This window comes from Streptomyces sp. NBC_01546 (genome assembly GCF_045208355.1).
Lineage (GTDB): Bacteria > Actinomycetota > Actinomycetes > Streptomycetales > Streptomycetaceae > Streptomyces.
In genome coordinates, this window is sequence record NZ_CP109379.1 from 4503302 (window position 1) to 4518948 (window position 15647).

Annotated in this window: 12 protein-coding genes and 2 pseudogenes; 12 read left to right on the forward strand and 2 right to left on the reverse strand. The window is 70.8% G+C overall.

Annotation, left to right across the window (positions count from 1 at the left end):
* Nucleotides 1-30: 30 nt before the first annotated feature.
* From OHA89_RS20625 to OHA89_RS20660, 8 genes and pseudogenes are all read left to right on the forward strand, one after another.
* Entirely contained in the window at nucleotides 31-1488 is a 1458-nt protein-coding gene (locus tag OHA89_RS20625) for an aldehyde dehydrogenase family protein (protein ID WP_215141628.1), read from the forward strand.
* A 41-nt stretch (nucleotides 1489-1529) separates the two neighbouring features.
* Nucleotides 1530-3611: pseudogene (gene mrdA, locus OHA89_RS20630) on the forward strand (penicillin-binding protein 2); the annotation flags it as partial.
* A gap of 94 nt (nucleotides 3612-3705) precedes the next feature.
* Nucleotides 3706-4218 (forward strand): DinB family protein, encoded by a 513-nt coding sequence (locus OHA89_RS20635; protein ID WP_406366795.1) that lies wholly within the window; start codon nucleotides 3706-3708, stop codon nucleotides 4216-4218.
* A gap of 24 nt (nucleotides 4219-4242) precedes the next feature.
* Nucleotides 4243-4878 (forward strand): PadR family transcriptional regulator, encoded by a 636-nt coding sequence (locus OHA89_RS20640; protein WP_266609283.1) that lies wholly within the window; start codon nucleotides 4243-4245, stop codon nucleotides 4876-4878.
* A gap of 53 nt (nucleotides 4879-4931) precedes the next feature.
* Nucleotides 4932-5897 carry an ATP-binding cassette domain-containing protein gene (locus tag OHA89_RS20645; protein ID WP_406366798.1) on the forward strand — a complete coding sequence of 322 codons (966 nt, stop codon included), beginning with the start codon at nucleotides 4932-4934 and terminating at the stop codon, nucleotides 5895-5897.
* Nucleotides 5894-6694 (forward strand): ABC transporter permease, encoded by an 801-nt coding sequence (locus OHA89_RS20650; RefSeq protein ID WP_266609285.1) that lies wholly within the window; start codon nucleotides 5894-5896, stop codon nucleotides 6692-6694. Before OHA89_RS20645 ends, OHA89_RS20650 begins: the two co-directional genes overlap by 4 nt.
* A gap of 95 nt (nucleotides 6695-6789) precedes the next feature.
* A complete protein-coding gene (locus OHA89_RS20655) occupies nucleotides 6790-7548 on the forward strand; it encodes a MerR family transcriptional regulator (RefSeq protein WP_257555649.1) in 759 nt (252 codons plus the stop codon).
* Between the two features lie 119 nt (nucleotides 7549-7667).
* Nucleotides 7668-8324 (forward strand): annotated as a pseudogene (locus OHA89_RS20660) (DedA family protein); the annotation flags it as partial.
* A gap of 108 nt (nucleotides 8325-8432) precedes the next feature.
* On the opposite strand, the gene OHA89_RS20665 reads toward OHA89_RS20660, so the two are convergent.
* Nucleotides 8433-10076, reverse strand: a complete 1644-nt coding sequence (locus OHA89_RS20665; protein WP_406366800.1) for a threonine/serine exporter ThrE family protein — start codon at nucleotides 10074-10076, stop codon at nucleotides 8433-8435.
* A 142-nt stretch (nucleotides 10077-10218) separates the two neighbouring features.
* A complete protein-coding gene (locus tag OHA89_RS20670) occupies nucleotides 10219-10713 on the reverse strand; it encodes an inorganic diphosphatase (RefSeq protein WP_008742522.1) in 495 nt (164 codons plus the stop codon).
* A gap of 169 nt (nucleotides 10714-10882) precedes the next feature.
* Between OHA89_RS20670 and dacB the strand changes: the two genes are divergently transcribed.
* The 4 genes from dacB to hpt all read left to right on the forward strand — a co-directional run bounded on the left by dacB (nucleotide 10883) and on the right by hpt (nucleotide 15465).
* Nucleotides 10883-12346, forward strand: coding sequence for a D-alanyl-D-alanine carboxypeptidase/D-alanyl-D-alanine-endopeptidase (gene dacB / locus OHA89_RS20675; RefSeq protein WP_406366801.1), 1464 nt, complete (start codon nucleotides 10883-10885; stop codon nucleotides 12344-12346).
* A 38-nt stretch (nucleotides 12347-12384) separates the two neighbouring features.
* On the forward strand, nucleotides 12385-13524 hold the full coding sequence (locus tag OHA89_RS20680) for a zinc-dependent metalloprotease (RefSeq protein ID WP_266609288.1): 1140 nt from the start codon (nucleotides 12385-12387) through the stop codon (nucleotides 13522-13524).
* Between the two features lie 244 nt (nucleotides 13525-13768).
* Nucleotides 13769-14839 (forward strand): tRNA lysidine(34) synthetase TilS, encoded by a 1071-nt coding sequence (gene tilS / locus OHA89_RS20685; RefSeq protein ID WP_406366803.1) that lies wholly within the window; start codon nucleotides 13769-13771, stop codon nucleotides 14837-14839.
* Nucleotides 14840-14904: 65 nt separating this feature from the next.
* Nucleotides 14905-15465: a hypoxanthine phosphoribosyltransferase gene (gene hpt, locus OHA89_RS20690; protein WP_406366805.1), complete on the forward strand. Its 561-nt coding sequence runs from the start codon at nucleotides 14905-14907 to the stop codon at nucleotides 15463-15465.
* Nucleotides 15466-15647: the final 182 nt, after the last annotated feature.

Here is a 15647-nt window from a genome sequence, read left to right on the forward strand (position 1 = left end):
CACGGGTGCGCGCTCGCAGTAAGGGATGGCATGTCCATATTCAGCGACCTGGCTCACCAGTACATCGACGGCGAATGGCTGGCCGGTACCGGTTCGTGGGACATCATCGACGTCAACCCGTACAACGGGGAGAAGCTCGCGGCCATCACGGTGGCCACCGTCGAGCAGGTGGACCAGGCCTACCGCGGCGCCGAGCGCGCCCAGCGCGAATGGGCGGCCACCAGCCCTTACACCAGACGCGCGGTCCTGGAGCGCGCCCTGCGGATCACCGAGGAGCGCGAGAAGGAGATCATCGAGGCGATGATCGACGAGCTCGGCGGGACCCGTCCCAAGGCCGAGTACGAGGTCCATCTCGCCAAGGAGTTCATCCGCGAGGCGATGCAGCTCGCCGTCCGCCCCGAGGGCCGCATCCTGGCCTCGCCGGTCGAGGGCAAGGAGAACCGGGTCCAGCGCCTCCCGGTCGGCGTGATCACCGTGATCAGCCCCTTCAACTTCCCCTTCCTGGTCACCCTGAAGTCGGTCGCCCCGGCGCTCGCGCTGGGCAACGCGGTGGTGATCAAGCCGAACCAGAACGCGCCCGTGGTCGGCGGCGGGGTCATCGCCAAGATCTTCGAGGACGCGGGACTCCCGGCCGGGCTGCTGAACGTCCTGGTCACCGACATAGCCGAGATCGGCGACGCGCTCCTGACCCACCCCGTCCCCAAGGTCATCTCCTTCGCGGGCTCCGACCGCGTGGGCCGGCACGTCGGGGCGGTCGCCGCCCGCCACTTCAAGCGGACGGTCCTGGAGCTCAGCGGCAACAGCGCACTCGTCGTCCTCGACGACGCCGACCTCGACTACGCGGTGGACGCGGCAGTCTTCAGCCGCTTCGTCTACCAGGGCCAGGTCTGCATGGCCGCCAACCGGATCCTGGTCGACGCCGCCGTCGCGGAGGAGTTCACCGAGAAGTTCACCGCCCGCGTGCGCGGCCTGAAGACGGGCGACCCGCACGAGGCCGACACCCACATCGGCCCGCTGATCAACTCCTTCCAGGCCGACGCCCTGACCGCGCTGGTGGACCAGGCCGTGGAAGCCGGCGCGCAGGCGCTCGTACGGGGTTCTACGCGCGGCAACCTGGTCGAGCCGACCGTACTGGCCGGCCTCCCCGAGGACTCGCCGCTGCTGGGCCAGGAGATCTTCGGCCCGGTGGCGCTGCTGGTGGTCTTCGACGGCGAGGACGAGGCCGTACGGCTGACCAACGCCACCCCCTACGGCCTGAGCGGGGCGGTGCACACGCGGGACGTGGAGCGCGGCGTCCGCTTCGCGCAGCGGATAGAGACGGGGATGATCCACGTCAACGACTCCACGATCGGGGACGAACCGCTGGCCGCCTTCGGCGGCGAGAAGGCCTCTGGCCTGGGCCGTCTCAACGGTGAGGCCACCGTGGAGGCCTTCACCACCCAGAAATGGATCTCGGTTCAGCACGGGCGCAGCCGCTTCCCGTTCTAGACTCAACCGGGCGTACGTGGAGCCGCCCGGGGGAGTGCAAGTTGAGCAACATACCCGAGACCGGCCGGACCCCTCGGGTCCAGAACCGGCTCGTCGTCATCCAGATCGTGGTCTTCTCGCTTCTGCTCACCCTGGGCGGACGGCTCTGGTACCTCCAGATACGCAATGGCGAGGAGTACACGGACGAGGCCAAGAACAACCACGTCCAGCGGGTGGTCCAGCCCGCCGTGCGCGGCTCGATCCTGGACTCGCGCGGGGTGCCGCTCGCCGACAACGCGACCCACCTGGTGGTGTCCGCCAACCGCACCGAGCTGCTGACCATGAAGGACCGCGGCAAGGACGTGCTCACCCGCCTCGCGGGAGTCCTGGGCATGGACCCGCAGGAGGTCGTCGACAAGGTCCGGCTCTGCGACTCCAAGACCCCGCAGCCCTGCTGGAACGGCTCGCCCTACCAGCCGATCCCGGTCAGCGACGAGGCCACCACCGAGCAGGCGCTCCAGATCCACGAGCACGCCGAGGACTTCCCCGGCATCACCGCCGAGCCCACCGCCATGCGCCGCTACGCCGCACCCGACGAGGCCAACACCTCCCAGGTGCTCGGCTACCTCTCGCCGGTCACCGACGAGGAGATCGGCAAGGCGAAGAACTCCGACTCCCCCTACCTGCGCTCCGACCAGGTCGGCCGCTCCGGCCTGGAGCGCACGTACGACAAGGAGCTGCGCGGCAAGGCGGGCATCACCCGCTACGAGGTCGACAACCTCGGCCGGGTCATCGGCCAGGGCGAGACCGACAAGGCGCTGCCCGGCTCGAACGTCGTGACCTCGATCGACTCCCGGGTGCAGGCGGTCGCCGAGAGCGAGCTGAACAACGCGATGATCGAGGCCCGCAAGACGTACGACAAGAACACCCGCAGGAACTACGAGGCGGACTCGGGCGCGGTCGTGGTGATGGAGTCCAAGACCGGCCGCATCGTGGCGATGGCCTCGAACCCGACCTACGACCCGAACGCCTGGGTGGGCGGCATCTCCGGCAAGGACTACGCGGCCCTCACCGACAAGGAGTCGAACTACCCGCTGCTGAACCGGGCGATCCAGGCCCAGGCGGCGCCGGGCTCCATCTTCAAGGTGGTCACCTCGACCGCCGCGGTCAATGCCGGGTACCCGTTCAACAACCGCTACCCCTGCCCCAGCTCGTACTCGGTCGGCAGCCAGACCTTCACCAACTTCGAGTCGCAGGGCCACGGCGACATCACCATCGGCCGGGCCCTGGAAGTCTCCTGCGACACCGTCTACTACGCCATCGCGGACCAGGAGTGGAAGAAGGACGGCGGGATCAACCCGAAGAAGAACCCGGGCGACTGGTTCCTCAAGACCGCCCACGAGTTCGGGCTGGGCAAGCGCACGGGCATCGACCTGCCGAACGAGGTGCCCGGACGGGTCCCCGACCGGAAGTGGAAGCAGGACTTCTTCGAGGCGAACAAGGAAGCCTGGTGCCGGGACGGCAAGAAGAACGGCTCCTTCGCCGAGAAGATCGCCTACGAGAACTGCCGCCAGGGCAACCAGCTGCGTGAGGGCGACGCCATCAACTACTCGATCGGGCAGGGCGACACGCTCGTCACCCCGGTCCAGATGGCCTCCGTCTACGCGGCCATCGCCAACGGCGGCACGCTCCACCAGCCCAGCGTCGGCAAGGCGATCGTCAGCGCCGACGGCACGTCGGTCCAGGAGATCGCGCCGAAGGAGCAGGGCAAGCTGCCGATGGACGCCAAGACCCGCGACAACATCGACGAGGCCCTCGCCGGCGTGGCCACCACGGGCAGCGCCGCCTGGCGCTTCGGCGGCTGGCCGCAGAAGCAGATCCCGATGCACGCCAAGACGGGCACCGCCGAGGTCCAGGGCAAGCAGACCACCTCGTGGTTCGCCTCCTACACCGAGGACTACACGATCATCATGACGATCTCCCAGGGCGGCACCGGCTCGGGCGCCTCGGGACCGGCGGTCCGCAAGATCTACGAGGCGATGTACGGGCTCGACCCGACGGGCAAGCAGGACCTTTCCAAAGCCCTGCTGCCGCAGCCGGCCACCGCCCTTCCGGTGCTCCGGCCGGAAGCCGAGGACGCCCCGAAATGACAGCCCATTGAGGACAGAAGCTGACCGCAAGGCTCCGTAACTTGGTTCTTGTCAGCAGGAAGCACACCGACACCGAAGGCGGTAGATCATGGCTCAGGTTTCCATGGAGATCCCCGGCGACGAGCGCGGCACGCTCCTCGCCTTCGTCGAGGCCCAGCGGGCGGCCCTGCGCGAATCGGCGCTCGGACTGAGCGAGGAGCAGGCCGCGAGCCGTCCCACCGCCAGCGAGCTGTCCCTGTCGGGGCTGCTCAAGCACGCAGCCGAGGTCGAGCTCAACTGGCTGCGGATGGCCCAGCAGCGGCCCAACGAGCGGCAGCGCTCGCGGGAGGCCTGGGGCGAGGCCTTCAGTCTGGCCGAGGGCGAGTCCATGTCGTCCGTCCTGGCCTTCTGGGACGGGGTCACGCGGGAGCTGGAGACCTTCATCCTGGCCGTGCCCAGCCTCGACGACGTTTTCCCGCTGCCTCCGGCGCCCTGGTTCCCGAAGGACGCCAAGGTCTCGATGCGCTGGCTGCTCCTGCACCTGGTGGAGGAGTACGCCCGGCACGCGGGCCACGCGGACATCGTCCGCGAGACCCTCGACGGGACCAAGGCCATGGGCTGACCACTGGCTTAGTAGCCTGGCCCCATGTCAGCGATCCGGCTTCTCGTCCTCGGCGCCGTCCGACAGCACGGGCGGGCGCACGGGTACCAGGTGCGCAACGACCTCGAGTTCTGGGGCGCGCACGAGTGGTCCAACGCCAAGCCCGGATCGATCTACCACGCGCTCAAGCAGATGGCGAAGCAGGGAGTCCTGCACGCGCACGAGGTGGCGCCCAGCGCCGCCGGCGGGCCGCCGCGCACCGAGTACGAGGTCACGGACGCGGGGAACGCGGAGTACTTCAAGCTGCTGCGCGAGGCCCTGGCGGCGTACGACCAGAAGACGGACGTGCTGTCCGCGGCGATCGGCTTCATGGTCGATCTGCCGCGGGCCGAGGTGCTGGAACTGCTCGGCGAGCGGCTGTCGAAGCTGGCGGGCTGGCGGTTGGCGGTGACGGAGTACTACACGCCGGAGGCCGGCCCGGGGCAGCTGGGGCACATCGGCGAGATCATGCACATGTGGGTCCACTCCGCGGACGCCGAGGCGGAGTGGACGCGGGGCCTGATCGCCCGGATCGAGGGGGGCGCGTACTCCTTCGACGGCGAGGGCGGCGAGCCGTTCGTCGGGGTCCTGGCGGACGGCGAGGAGAACCCGTTCGCGCAGTCCGACCCTCCCTGTCCGTAATCAAATTTGACTAGCTCACTTCGGGGCATTACCTTGCGAGCTGCTATTCAAGTTTGACTAGTGAGGGGTTCGACGCGTTGGCGATCTTCGTCGAAGGTGTCCACAAGCGGTACGGCGACAAGCACGCCCTGGCCGGGCTCGACCTGGAGGTGGCCCGCGGCACGGTCCACGCGGTGCTCGGCCCCAACGGGGCCGGCAAGACCACGGCAGTCCGGATCATGAGCACCCTGCTGCGCCCCGACGAGGGCGTGGTGCGGGTGGCGGGTCACGACGTACGGACCGGCGCGGCGGCCGTCCGCTCCCGGATCGGACTGCTCGGCCAGCACGCGGCGCTCGACGAGGAACTGGACGGGCGGCAGAACCTGGAGATGTTCGGCCGCCTGTACCACCTGGGCGCCCGGCGGGCCGCCCGGCGGGCGGACGAGCTGCTGGAGCGCTTCGGCCTCGCGGACACCGGCCGCAAGGCGGTCAACAAGTACAGCGGCGGAATGCGGCGCCGGCTCGACCTCGCGGCGTCCCTGATCACGGATCCGGAGGTGCTGTTCCTGGACGAGCCGACCACCGGACTCGACCCGCGCGGCCGCGCCGAGGTGTGGAGCGCGGTCCGCTCCCTGGTCGGCGGCGGCACCACCGTCCTGCTGACCACGCAGTACCTGGAGGAGGCCGACCAGCTGGCCGACCGCATCGCGCTGATCGACGCGGGGCGGGTGGCGCGGGAGGGCACGGCGGACGAACTGAAGGCCCTGGTCGGGGCCGACCGGATCGTCGTCGTCCTGCGGGACGCGGCGCGGCTGGCGCAGGCCGCGGCGCTGCTCCCGGACCCGACGGTGGACCCGGACTCCGCGACGCTCAGCTTCCCGGTGAAGGACCGGATGGCGGGCCTGACCCTGACCCTGCGGGCGCTGGAGGACGCGGGCATCGAGGCGGAGGACCTCTCGGTCCGGCGGCCCACGCTGGACGAGGTCTTCCTGCACCTGACGGACCGGACCGGCCGTACGGAGAAGGAGGTGGCGGCATGAGTGCGACGTGGGCGGTCTCGGACTCCTGGACGATGACCCGGCGCGAGCTGGCGCACTGGGCACGGCAGCCGGTGCAGGTGGTCGTCGGACTGGTCTTCCCGGTGATGCTGCTGCTGATGTTCGGCTTCCTGGTGGGCGGCGGCCGGGGGATCGACGGCGAGTACGTCGACTTCCTGGTGCCCGGGATGCTCGCGCTGACCATGGCCTTCGGGCTGGAGTCGACCATGACGGCGGTCACCCGGGACCTGGAGAAGGGGGTGATCGACCGCTTCCGGGCCATGCCGATGTACTCCTCGGCGGTCCTGGTCGGCCGCAGCGTGGCGGACATGATCCAGTCGGCGGTGGGCCTCGTCGTCCTGGCGGGGGTCGGACTGCTGCTCGGCTGGCGCTGGCACGGCTCGGCGGCGGCCGTCCTGGCGGCCTTCGCGTTGCTCCTGCTGCTGCGCTTCGCGATGCTGTGGATCGGGATCCACCTGGGCATGGTCGCGGGCCGGCCGGAGATGGTGCAGGCGGTGCAGATCCTGGTGTGGCCGGTGGGCTTCCTGTCCAACGCCTTCGCCACCCCGGAGTCCATGCCGGGCTGGCTGGGGGCGGTGGTCGAGTGGAACCCGATGTCGGCGACGGCGACGGCGGTCCGTGACCTGTTCGGCAGCCCGGCGGCGGCGTCCGCGTCGACGGCGACGTCGTCGTCCTGGGCCTTCGAGCACGCCGGCCTGCTGGCCGTGCTCTGGCCGCTCCTGCTGCTGGCGGTCTTCTTCCCGCTGGCGGTGGGCCGCTTCCGGGGGCTGAGCAAGTAGCCGTCCGGGCGGGCTTGCACCTCACGCGGCGTGAGGACCCACAGTGAAGGGCGTACCCAACCGGACGTCGAGGAGGGAAGAGGAGGGAAGCGGACATGGGCTACTCCGTGGGCCAGGTCGCCGGATTCGCCGGAGTGACGGTGCGCACCCTGCACCACTACGACGAGATCGGTCTGCTCTCGCCGAGCGGCCGCAGCCACGCGGGTCACCGTCGGTACGACGACGCCGACCTGGACCGGCTGCAGCGGATCCTGTTCTACCGGGAGCTCGGCTTCCCCCTCGACGAGGTCGCGGTCCTGCTGGACGACCCGGAGACCGATCCGCGGGAGCATCTGCGCCGGCAGCATGCCCTGCTGAGCGACCGGATCGCCCGGCTCCAGCAGATGGCCAAGGCCGTTGAGCACGCCATGGAGGCGAAGAAGATGGGCATCAACCTCACGCCCGACGAGCGGTTCGAGGTCTTCGGGGACTTCGACCCCGACGAGCACGCCGCCGAGGCCGAGGAGCGCTGGGGCGGCACCGACGCGTACAAGGAGTCCGCCCGCCGGACCGCCTCTTACACGAAGGAGGACTGGCAGCGGATCATGGCCCAGGCCGAGGGCATCAACCGGAGGTTCGCCGCCCTGCTCGACTCGGGCGCGGACCCCGAGTCCGAGGAGGCCATGGACCTCGCCGAGGAGCACCGCGGCTGGATCAACGGCAGCTACTACTTCTGCACGTACGAGATCCACACTTGCCTCGGTGAGATGTACGTCGCGGACGAGCGGTTCACGGCCTACTACGACGCCGTCCGGCCGGGCCTGGCCGTGTTCGTGCGGGACGCGATCCTGGCCAACGCGGTCCGCAAGGCGTAAGCGGAACGTCACGCACGCGACCCCCTCCGGGCTCTGGAACCGGGTGGGGGTCGTGTGCGTTGATAATTGAGACCGCCCGCCCCGCAGCACGCCCCCCGATCCAGGAGAGTCCGGAACCCGTGTACACGATTGCGCTCGGCCCTGAGTGGCTGTCCCCGGACTATCTGATTTCGCACTTCGGACTGATCGGCATCCTGGTCATCGTCTTCGCGGAGTCGGGACTCTTCGCGTTCCTGCCCGGCGACTCGCTGCTGTTCACGGCGGGTCTGCTGGTCGCCAACGGCGAGTACATCAAGCAGCCGCTGTGGCTGGTCTGCACGCTGATCGTGGCCGCCGCGATCATCGGCGACCAGGTCGGTTACATGATCGGCAAGTTCTTCGGGCCGAAGCTCTTCAACCGGCCGAAGTCCAAGGTCTTCAAGCGGGAGAACCTGGACAAGGCGCACGAGTTCATGGACAAGCACGGCCCGAAGGCCATCGTGCTCGCCCGCTTCGTGCCGATCATCCGCACCTTCGCCCCGATGGTCGCGGGCGCCGGCTCGATGAAGTACCGCACCTTCCTGACGTACAACGTCATCGGCGGCATCGGCTGGGGCGCGGGCATCACGATCGCGGGCTACTGGCTCGGCCAGATCGAATTCATCAAGACCAACGTCGAGGCGATCCTGGTCCTGATCGTCCTGCTCTCGCTCATCCCGGTGATCTTCGAGGTGCTGAAGGCCCGCAAGGAGAACAAGGCGCAGGCCGCCGAGGCCCCGCTCGAGGCCGAAGGTCAGACCCCGGGCCAGCGCGGCCGCCACGCGAAGCGCTAGCCGGTCCGGCCATCACGTACGCCCCCGCAGGCCCGCCAGAGCCTGCGGGGGCGTACGTGTACCCCCGGGTGCCTAGAACCCTCGCGTCCGCTTCGCCGCACGGCGCTTCGCGGCGCTGGCCGCCCCCGGGATCCGCATGAACAGCCGGGAGGTCTCCGACCCCAGGTTGACGCCGATCGCGATGGCGAGGGCGATGGCCGCGGCGTTCACCAGCGAGCCGAGGCCCTCGTTCAGCCGGTCCTCGGCGATCAGGAGCAGCCCGTAGTACGTCGCCGAACCCGGCAGCAGCGGGCCGATGGCCGCGGTCGTGTACGGCAGGGCGGAGGCGAAGCGGTAGCGGGAGAAGAGCTGCCCGAACAGGCCCACCAGCCCGGCGGCGATGGCGGTGGACGGCACGGGCGGGATGCCGCCCGCGTAGCGCAGGGCTCCGAAGGTCACCCAGGCGACCCCGCCGTTGAGGGTCACGATCAACACCGTGGACCGTTCCTGCTGGAGCAGGATCGCGAAGGTGAAGACCAGCACCATCGAGGCGGCGATCTGGATCAGCGGCCGCTGCTGGATCTGGAGGACCTCCTCCGGCCGCGGGGAGGCGTCGAACTGCAGGCCGACGTAGAGCACGACCAGCACGCCCATGATGATGCCGATGAAGAGGTACATGACCTCCAGCAGCCGGGCGGAGGCGGTGATGTAGAAGCCGGTCAGCCCGTCCTGCACGGCCGCGACCAGGGCCCGCCCGGGCAGCAGCGCGAACAGACCACCGGTGATCACGGCGGAGGCCTTGACGTCGATCCCCGTCATGTTCAGCGCCACCCCGATCGCGGCGGGCGGCATGGCCGCGACCACGAACTGGTAGAACTCCGGCAGCCCGCGCCCGGCGCACAGCCAGGCCAGCCGGTCGCCGAGGACCGCCCCGAGCGCCGCCGCGAAGAACACCAGCACCCCGCCGCCGACCAGGGTGGAGGCGGCCCCGGCGAGCAGTCCGGCGGAGGCGGTGAGCATCCAGCCGGGGTACGGGTGGCGGTTGCGGCGGATCTCGGCGAGGCGCCGGTAGGCCTCCTCCAGCGAGACGTCGATCTCGTGGGCGCTGATGTCGTCCACCAGCTGGTAGACGGCCGAGAGCCGGTTGTAGTCGGTGCCGCGGCGGCGCACGGTCCGGTTCGCCGACACCGGGTCGTCCACCAGCGAGGGCTGGTGGGTGATCGACAGCAGGGTGAAGGTGACGGTGGGCTCGCAGCGGTCCAGCCCGTAGGAGCGGGTCACCGCGAACATCGCGGCCTCCACGTCCTCGGCGCCCTCGCCGCCCGCGAGCAGGAGCTCGCCGATGCGCAGGGTCAGGTCGAGCACGCGGCCCACGGCGGGCCCGGTCTCGGTATGCCGCTGCACGAGGTCCGGTACGGGCCGTACGTCCACCGGCATGCGCAGCATCGTGCGCATCCGGTCCTGCCAGGGGGACTCCTTCATCCGGACGACGGGGAAGCCCTGGCCCGGGGTGTAGGCCGACGGCGAGTGCGCCGCGCGGTAGGTGGCCGGGGTCGCGAAGGCCGAGCCCTCCTCAGGCTCGGGCTGCACCGGCTCAGCGCCCGCCGGGAGCGCGAACTCCGAGGTCGGCTGATCGTCCTCCGGTGCCTCGGGCTCCATCCCGGGCGGCGGCGTGAAGGCGCTGTGCGCCTCGTCGGACTGGGGCTTCCTGTCCTCGGCCCCGTCGGCCTCCGCCACGCGTCCTCCACTCAGTGATCACCGGCGGTATCAGTATGCGGAACCGTTTCCTCCCCGCGCACACGCAGCCGGCTCCGAACGCACGGCGGGCGGCACCCCACAAGGGGTACCGCCCGCGAAGTCACCTGCTGCCGAAGCAGCGTCAGTGGTGGCCGCCCTGCGCCTCGAGGCGCTTGTACGAGGCCTCGATCTCGGCCTCGGCCTCGGTGCGGCCGACCCAGTTCGCACCCTCGACCGACTTGCCCGGCTCCAGGTCCTTGTAGACCTCGAAGAAGTGCTGGATCTCCAGGCGGTCGAACTCGGAGACGTGGTGGATGTCGCGCAGGTGCTCGACACGCGGGTCGGAGGCCGGCACGCACAGCAGCTTGTCGTCGCCGCCCGCCTCGTCCGTCATGCGGAACATGCCGATGGCGCGGCACTTGATCAGGCAGCCCGGGAAGGTCGGCTCGTCAAGGATGACCAGCGCGTCCAGCGGGTCGCCGTCCTCGCCGAGGGTGTTCTCGACGAAGCCGTAGTCGGCCGGGTAGCTGGTCGAGGTGAAGAGGCGACGGTCCAGACGGATCCGGCCGGTCTCGTGGTCCACCTCGTACTTGTTCCGCGAACCCTTGGGGATCTCGATGGTGACGTCGAACTCCACGTCCTGCTCCTCCATGATCAGCTTCAGCAGTCCGAATGCTTCGAGACCGCACTTGATTCAAATACGCGCGCGTCCGGCCCAGCCTCCCAGCTACCGCTGGGAGGTACCCCCAGCCGGGTGGGGTGCCATGCTCGCGGCAAGACGCAGTGGTTAAGTGTCCCTCACGCATATGTGTGATCGCGAAAGGGGCTGGTCCGAGGTGCCATTGATCAAGACGTGGCAGCTCATCGCGGGCTCGGCCGCCGCCGGCCTCGCCCTGTCGGTGGCAGTGGTGACCGCCGCCGGTCCATGGGACTCCGGCCAGCGTAAGGCCGAGCGGGACAGGGCCGCCTCCTGGGGCCCTACGGGTGGCGCAGATCACGGTGACGGCCCCGGCTCCGGATCCTTCCCGCAGGCCGCTCCCAGCGCCCCCGGGGTGCTCGGCGCGATCGGCCCCGGCGCCCCGCGCCAGGCGGCGGCCGCCCCCGAGGGCCTCGCCGCCGTGCTGCGGCCGCTGCTCGCCGACCCCGCGCTCGGCACCGTCCGTACCGCCTCCGTCGTCGACACCGCCACCGGGCAGGTGCTCTACGAGTCGGGCGCGCGGGACGCGATGACCCCCGCCTCCACCATCAAGATCGCCACGGCAGCGGCGGCGCTGGCCGCCCTGGGGCCCGAGCACCGGATCCGGACCGCCGTCGTGCCCGGCGCCGCTCCCGGACAGATCCTCCTCCTCGGCGGCGGCGACCCCTCCCTCACCGCCAAGAAGAAGAGCCCCGCCGGATCGGGCGGCAGCCTCGTCGCCCTCGCCGCCGACACCGCCCGGGCGCTCAAGGCCGCCGGCACCGACAGCGTGAGCGTGGGCTACGACGACAGCCTGTACACCGGGCCCGTCCGCCACCCGATCGGCGACAACCCCAACATCGCTCCCGTCACCGCCCTGACGGCCGACGAGGGCCGCCCCGACGACTCCACCTCCGGGCCCGTGGCGCGCACCGGCGAACCCTCCGGGGACGCCGCCCGCGCCTTCGCCGCCCTGCTGGCCGAGCGCGGCATCAAGGTCACCGGCGAACCCGCCCGGGCCAAGGCGCCCGCCGACGCCCAGCCGCTGGCGGCCACCCTCTCCACCCCGCTGGCCGGCCTCGTCGAGCGGATGCTGACCAACAGCGACAACGACATCGCCGAGGCCCTCGCCCGGCAGACCGCCCTCGCCTCCGGCCTGCCCGCCAGCTTCGAAGGCGGCGAGAAGGCCGTCACCGCCAAGCTCGCCGCCCTCGGCGTCGACGTCTCCGGCTCCCGCTTCGCCGACGGCAGCGGACTCAACCGGGCCGACAAGGTCAGCAGCGGCCTTCTGACGGGCCTGCTCACCAAGGCCGCCGACCCGCAGCGGCCCGAGCTGCGGCCCGTCCTCACGGGCCTGCCCGTCGCCGGATTCACCGGGACCCTGCGCGGCCGCAACGCAGGCAGCTCCCCGGCCGCCGGCCTGCTCCGCGCCAAGACGGGCACCCTGACCGGCGTGAACTCCCTCGCGGGCACCGTCGTCGACCGCTCCGGCCGCCTCCTGGCCTTCGCCTTCCTGACCGCCAACAGCGCGGACGGCCCGGCCGCCGAGAAGAGCCTCGACAAGCTGGCCGCCGCGGTCGCGGCCACGCCGTAAGGGGTCCGCCCGCGGGCCGGTCCACGTACGGTTGACGCATGACGAGCATCGGTGGTGCGGAGATGGTCGACTGGAACCTCGCGGTGGCGACCGCGACCCGGCTGGTGCGGCCCGGCCCGGAGGTCAGCCGGGACGAGGCCCGGGCCGTCGTCGCCGAGCTGCGCGGACACGCCAGGACCTCGGAACGGCACGTACGCGAGTTCACCCGGATGATCCCCGACGGGACCGTAATCAACGACACCCCGGTCCTGGTCGTCGACCGGGCCGGCTGGGTCAAGGCCAACGTGGCCGGCTTCCGGCAGCTGCTCCAGCCGCTCCTCGGCAAGATGCAGGACCGCCGCGCGGGCACCCCCGGCGCGACCGTCTTCGGCGCGGTCGGCGGCAAGGTCACCGGCGTCGAGCTGGGCATGCTGCTGAGCTTCCTGGCCTCCCGGGTCCTCGGCCAGTACGAGACCTTCGCGCCGGTCTCCCGCGAGCTGCCCGGCTCCACCGCCGGCGGCGGCCGGCTGCTGCTCGTCGCCCCGAACATCGTGCACGTCGAGCGCGAGCTGGACGTGACCCCGCACGACTTCCGGCTGTGGGTCTGCCTGCACGAGGAGACGCACCGTACCCAGTTCACGGCCGTCCCGTGGCTCCGCGACCATCTCGAAGGCGAAATCCAGACGTTTCTCGGCGCCACCGAAGTGGACCCGATGACCGTCCTCGAGCGCCTGCGCGAGGCCGCCCAGTCCTTCGCGGGCGCCCGCCCCGACGCCGAGCGGGGCGACGAGGGCCGCTCCCTCGTCGAGATCGTGCAGACCCCCGAGCAGCGGGAGGTGCTGGGCCGGCTGACCGCCGTCATGTCCCTGCTGGAGGGCCACGCCGACTTCGTGATGGACGGGGTCGGCCCCCAGGTGGTGCCCTCGGTCGCCGAGATCCGCGAAAAGTTCCAGCAGCGCCGGGCCAGCGGCGCCGGCCGCCTCGACGCCGCCCTGCGCAAGGTCCTCGGCCTCGACGCCAAGCTGCGCCAGTACCGCGACGGCGAGCGCTTCGTGCGCGCCGTCGTCGGCCAGGTCGGCATGGACGGCTTCAACCGGGTCTGGACCTCCCCGAACACATTGCCGACCAAGGCCGAGATCGCCAGGCCGGCGGACTGGGTGGCCCGAGTGCACCGCAAGGGGAGCGAAGAGAGCGAATAGGCGTGACGCAGGGGGCGTAAACATGTCTCCTTGGGGGAAGCAGCATCACCCGTCCGAGGGACCGTGGGCCGTGGAAGGGCGTGCGATGCTCGGGGAACGGCTCGGCTCTGTCACCATCGACGCACTCTGAGTGACATACCCGCCCCTGCGGGGGCCGCCCGACAGCACCCCCGACGCTCCACCCCCCAACGCTCCACACCCCGAAGCCTCCGAGGCATCCGAACTCCATCGAAGGGCACCGGACATGGGTCCCCATCCTGCGGTCGCGGCGATACGCCTGGCGGTCCGCCGCGCACTCCACGACGTCCTCACCGATCTCACCGACCACCCCCGCACTCCGTCCCGGCGGGCCCCCGGCGCCGCCCCCCACACCCCGGCCGGCAACCCGCCACTCGTCCTCGTCGCCTGCTCCGGCGGCGCCGACTCCATGGCGCTCGCGTCCGCCCTGGCCTTCGAGGCACCCAAACTCGGCATCCGGGCCGGCGGCATCACCGTCGACCACGGGCTCCAGCCCGGCTCCGACCTCCGCGCCGCCGAGGTCGTCATCCGCATGTCCGCCCTCGGCCTCGACCCGGTGGAGTCCGTCGCCGTGCGCGTCGGCCGCGACGGCGGACCCGAGGCCGCCGCACGCGACGCCCGCTACGGCGCCCTGGACGAGGCCGCCGACCGGCTGGGCGCCACCGCCGTGCTGCTCGGCCACACCCGGGACGATCAAGCCGAAACCGTCCTGCTGGGCCTCGCCCGCGGCTCCGGCATCCGCTCCCTGTCCGGGATGCCGGAAGTCTCGGGCGGTCCCGGGCTCTCGGGCCGCAGCCACCGCTACCGCCGCCCCTTCCTCCAGGTCGACCGGCAGACCGCCCGCAAGGCCTGCATGGTCCAGTCCCTCCCCGTCTGGGACGACCCGCACAACATCGACCCCGCCTACACCCGCTCCCGCCTGCGCCACGAGGGACTGCCCGCCCTGGAGAAGGCGCTGGGCAAGGGGGTCGTCGAGGCACTGGCCCGCACCGCCCAGCTCTCCCGCGACGACGCCGACGCCCTGGACGCCTGGGCCGCCGAGGCGGAGACCGGCGTACGGGACGAGGACGGCCGTCTGGAGTGCGCCAAGCTGTACGCCCTGCCCCCCGCCGTCCGCCGCCGGGTGCTGCGCAGGGCCGTGGTCGCCGCCGGTTCCCCCGCGGGCTCCCTCTTCGCCCGCCACATCGAGGAAGTCGACCGCCTCATCACCGGATGGCGCGGTCAGGGCGCCATCAACCTGCCCGGCCGGGTCGAGGCCCAGCGGCAGGGTGGCAGACTGGTCATCCGGCAGGGCTGATTGGTGCTGAAACACGGCTGAGTCCTCCGGGGGCATCCCCGGAGCCCCGGTCGACAACGAAAGTGATGCGGGTGGACGAGAAGGACATGGGCGACGACCTCCAGTCGGTGCTCATCACCAAGGAAGAGATCGACGCGAAGCTGGCCGAGCTGGCCGTGAAGATCGACGCGGAGTACGCGGGCAAGGACCTGCTCATCGTCGGCGTCCTCAAGGGCGCGGTGATGGTGATGGCGGACCTGGCGCGTGCCTTGTCCACCCCGCTCACCATGGACTGGATGGCGGTGTCCTCGTACGGCGCCGGGACCCAGTCCTCCGGAGTGGTACGGATCCTCAAGGACCTGGACACCGACATCAAGGACAAGCACGTCCTGATCGTCGAGGACATCATCGACTCCGGCCTGACGCTGTCCTGGCTGCTGTCGAACCTGGGCTCGCGCCAGCCGGCCTCCCTCGAGGTCGTCACGCTGCTGCGCAAGCCCGACGCCGCGAAGGTCGCGATCGACGTGAAGTGGGTCGGCTTCGACATCCCGAACGAGTTCGTCGTCGGCTACGGCCTCGACTACGCGGAGAAGTACCGCAACCTGCCGTTCGTCGGCACGCTCGCCCCGCACGTCTACGGCGGCTGAGACAGTCCTCGACGGGGGCGGCCGAACCGGCTGCCCCGACAGGGGAACCCTGGAACGATTCCCGCCGTTGGAGCAGGGGAAGGCGGGTCTGTCAGCCGTCCCACGAGGCCGCGGGTGACAATACAGGGGTACATTCCGAAGAACAGTCTTTACTCACAGCAGCATTTACCTACGGGCAGGAG

Bases quoted from the DNA above. Each gene is read 5' to 3' on its own strand.
- OHA89_RS20640 (WP_266609283.1), top strand. From the start codon at position 4,243: ATGTCAGCGATCCGGCTTCTCGTCCTCGGCGCCGTCCGACAGCACGGG.
- tilS (WP_406366803.1), top strand. From the start codon at position 13,769: ATGGGTCCCCATCCTGCGGTCGCGGCGATACGCCTGGCGGTCCGCCGC.
- dacB (WP_406366801.1), top strand. From the start codon at position 10,883: ATGTGTGATCGCGAAAGGGGCTGGTCCGAGGTGCCATTGATCAAGACG.
- OHA89_RS20625 (WP_215141628.1), top strand. From the start codon at position 31: ATGTCCATATTCAGCGACCTGGCTCACCAGTACATCGACGGCGAATGG.
- OHA89_RS20680 (WP_266609288.1), top strand. From the start codon at position 12,385: ATGACGAGCATCGGTGGTGCGGAGATGGTCGACTGGAACCTCGCGGTG.
- OHA89_RS20655 (WP_257555649.1), top strand. From the start codon at position 6,790: ATGGGCTACTCCGTGGGCCAGGTCGCCGGATTCGCCGGAGTGACGGTG.
- OHA89_RS20635 (WP_406366795.1), top strand. From the start codon at position 3,706: ATGGCTCAGGTTTCCATGGAGATCCCCGGCGACGAGCGCGGCACGCTC.
- OHA89_RS20650 (WP_266609285.1), top strand. From the start codon at position 5,894: ATGAGTGCGACGTGGGCGGTCTCGGACTCCTGGACGATGACCCGGCGC.
- hpt (WP_406366805.1), top strand. From the start codon at position 14,905: ATGCGGGTGGACGAGAAGGACATGGGCGACGACCTCCAGTCGGTGCTC.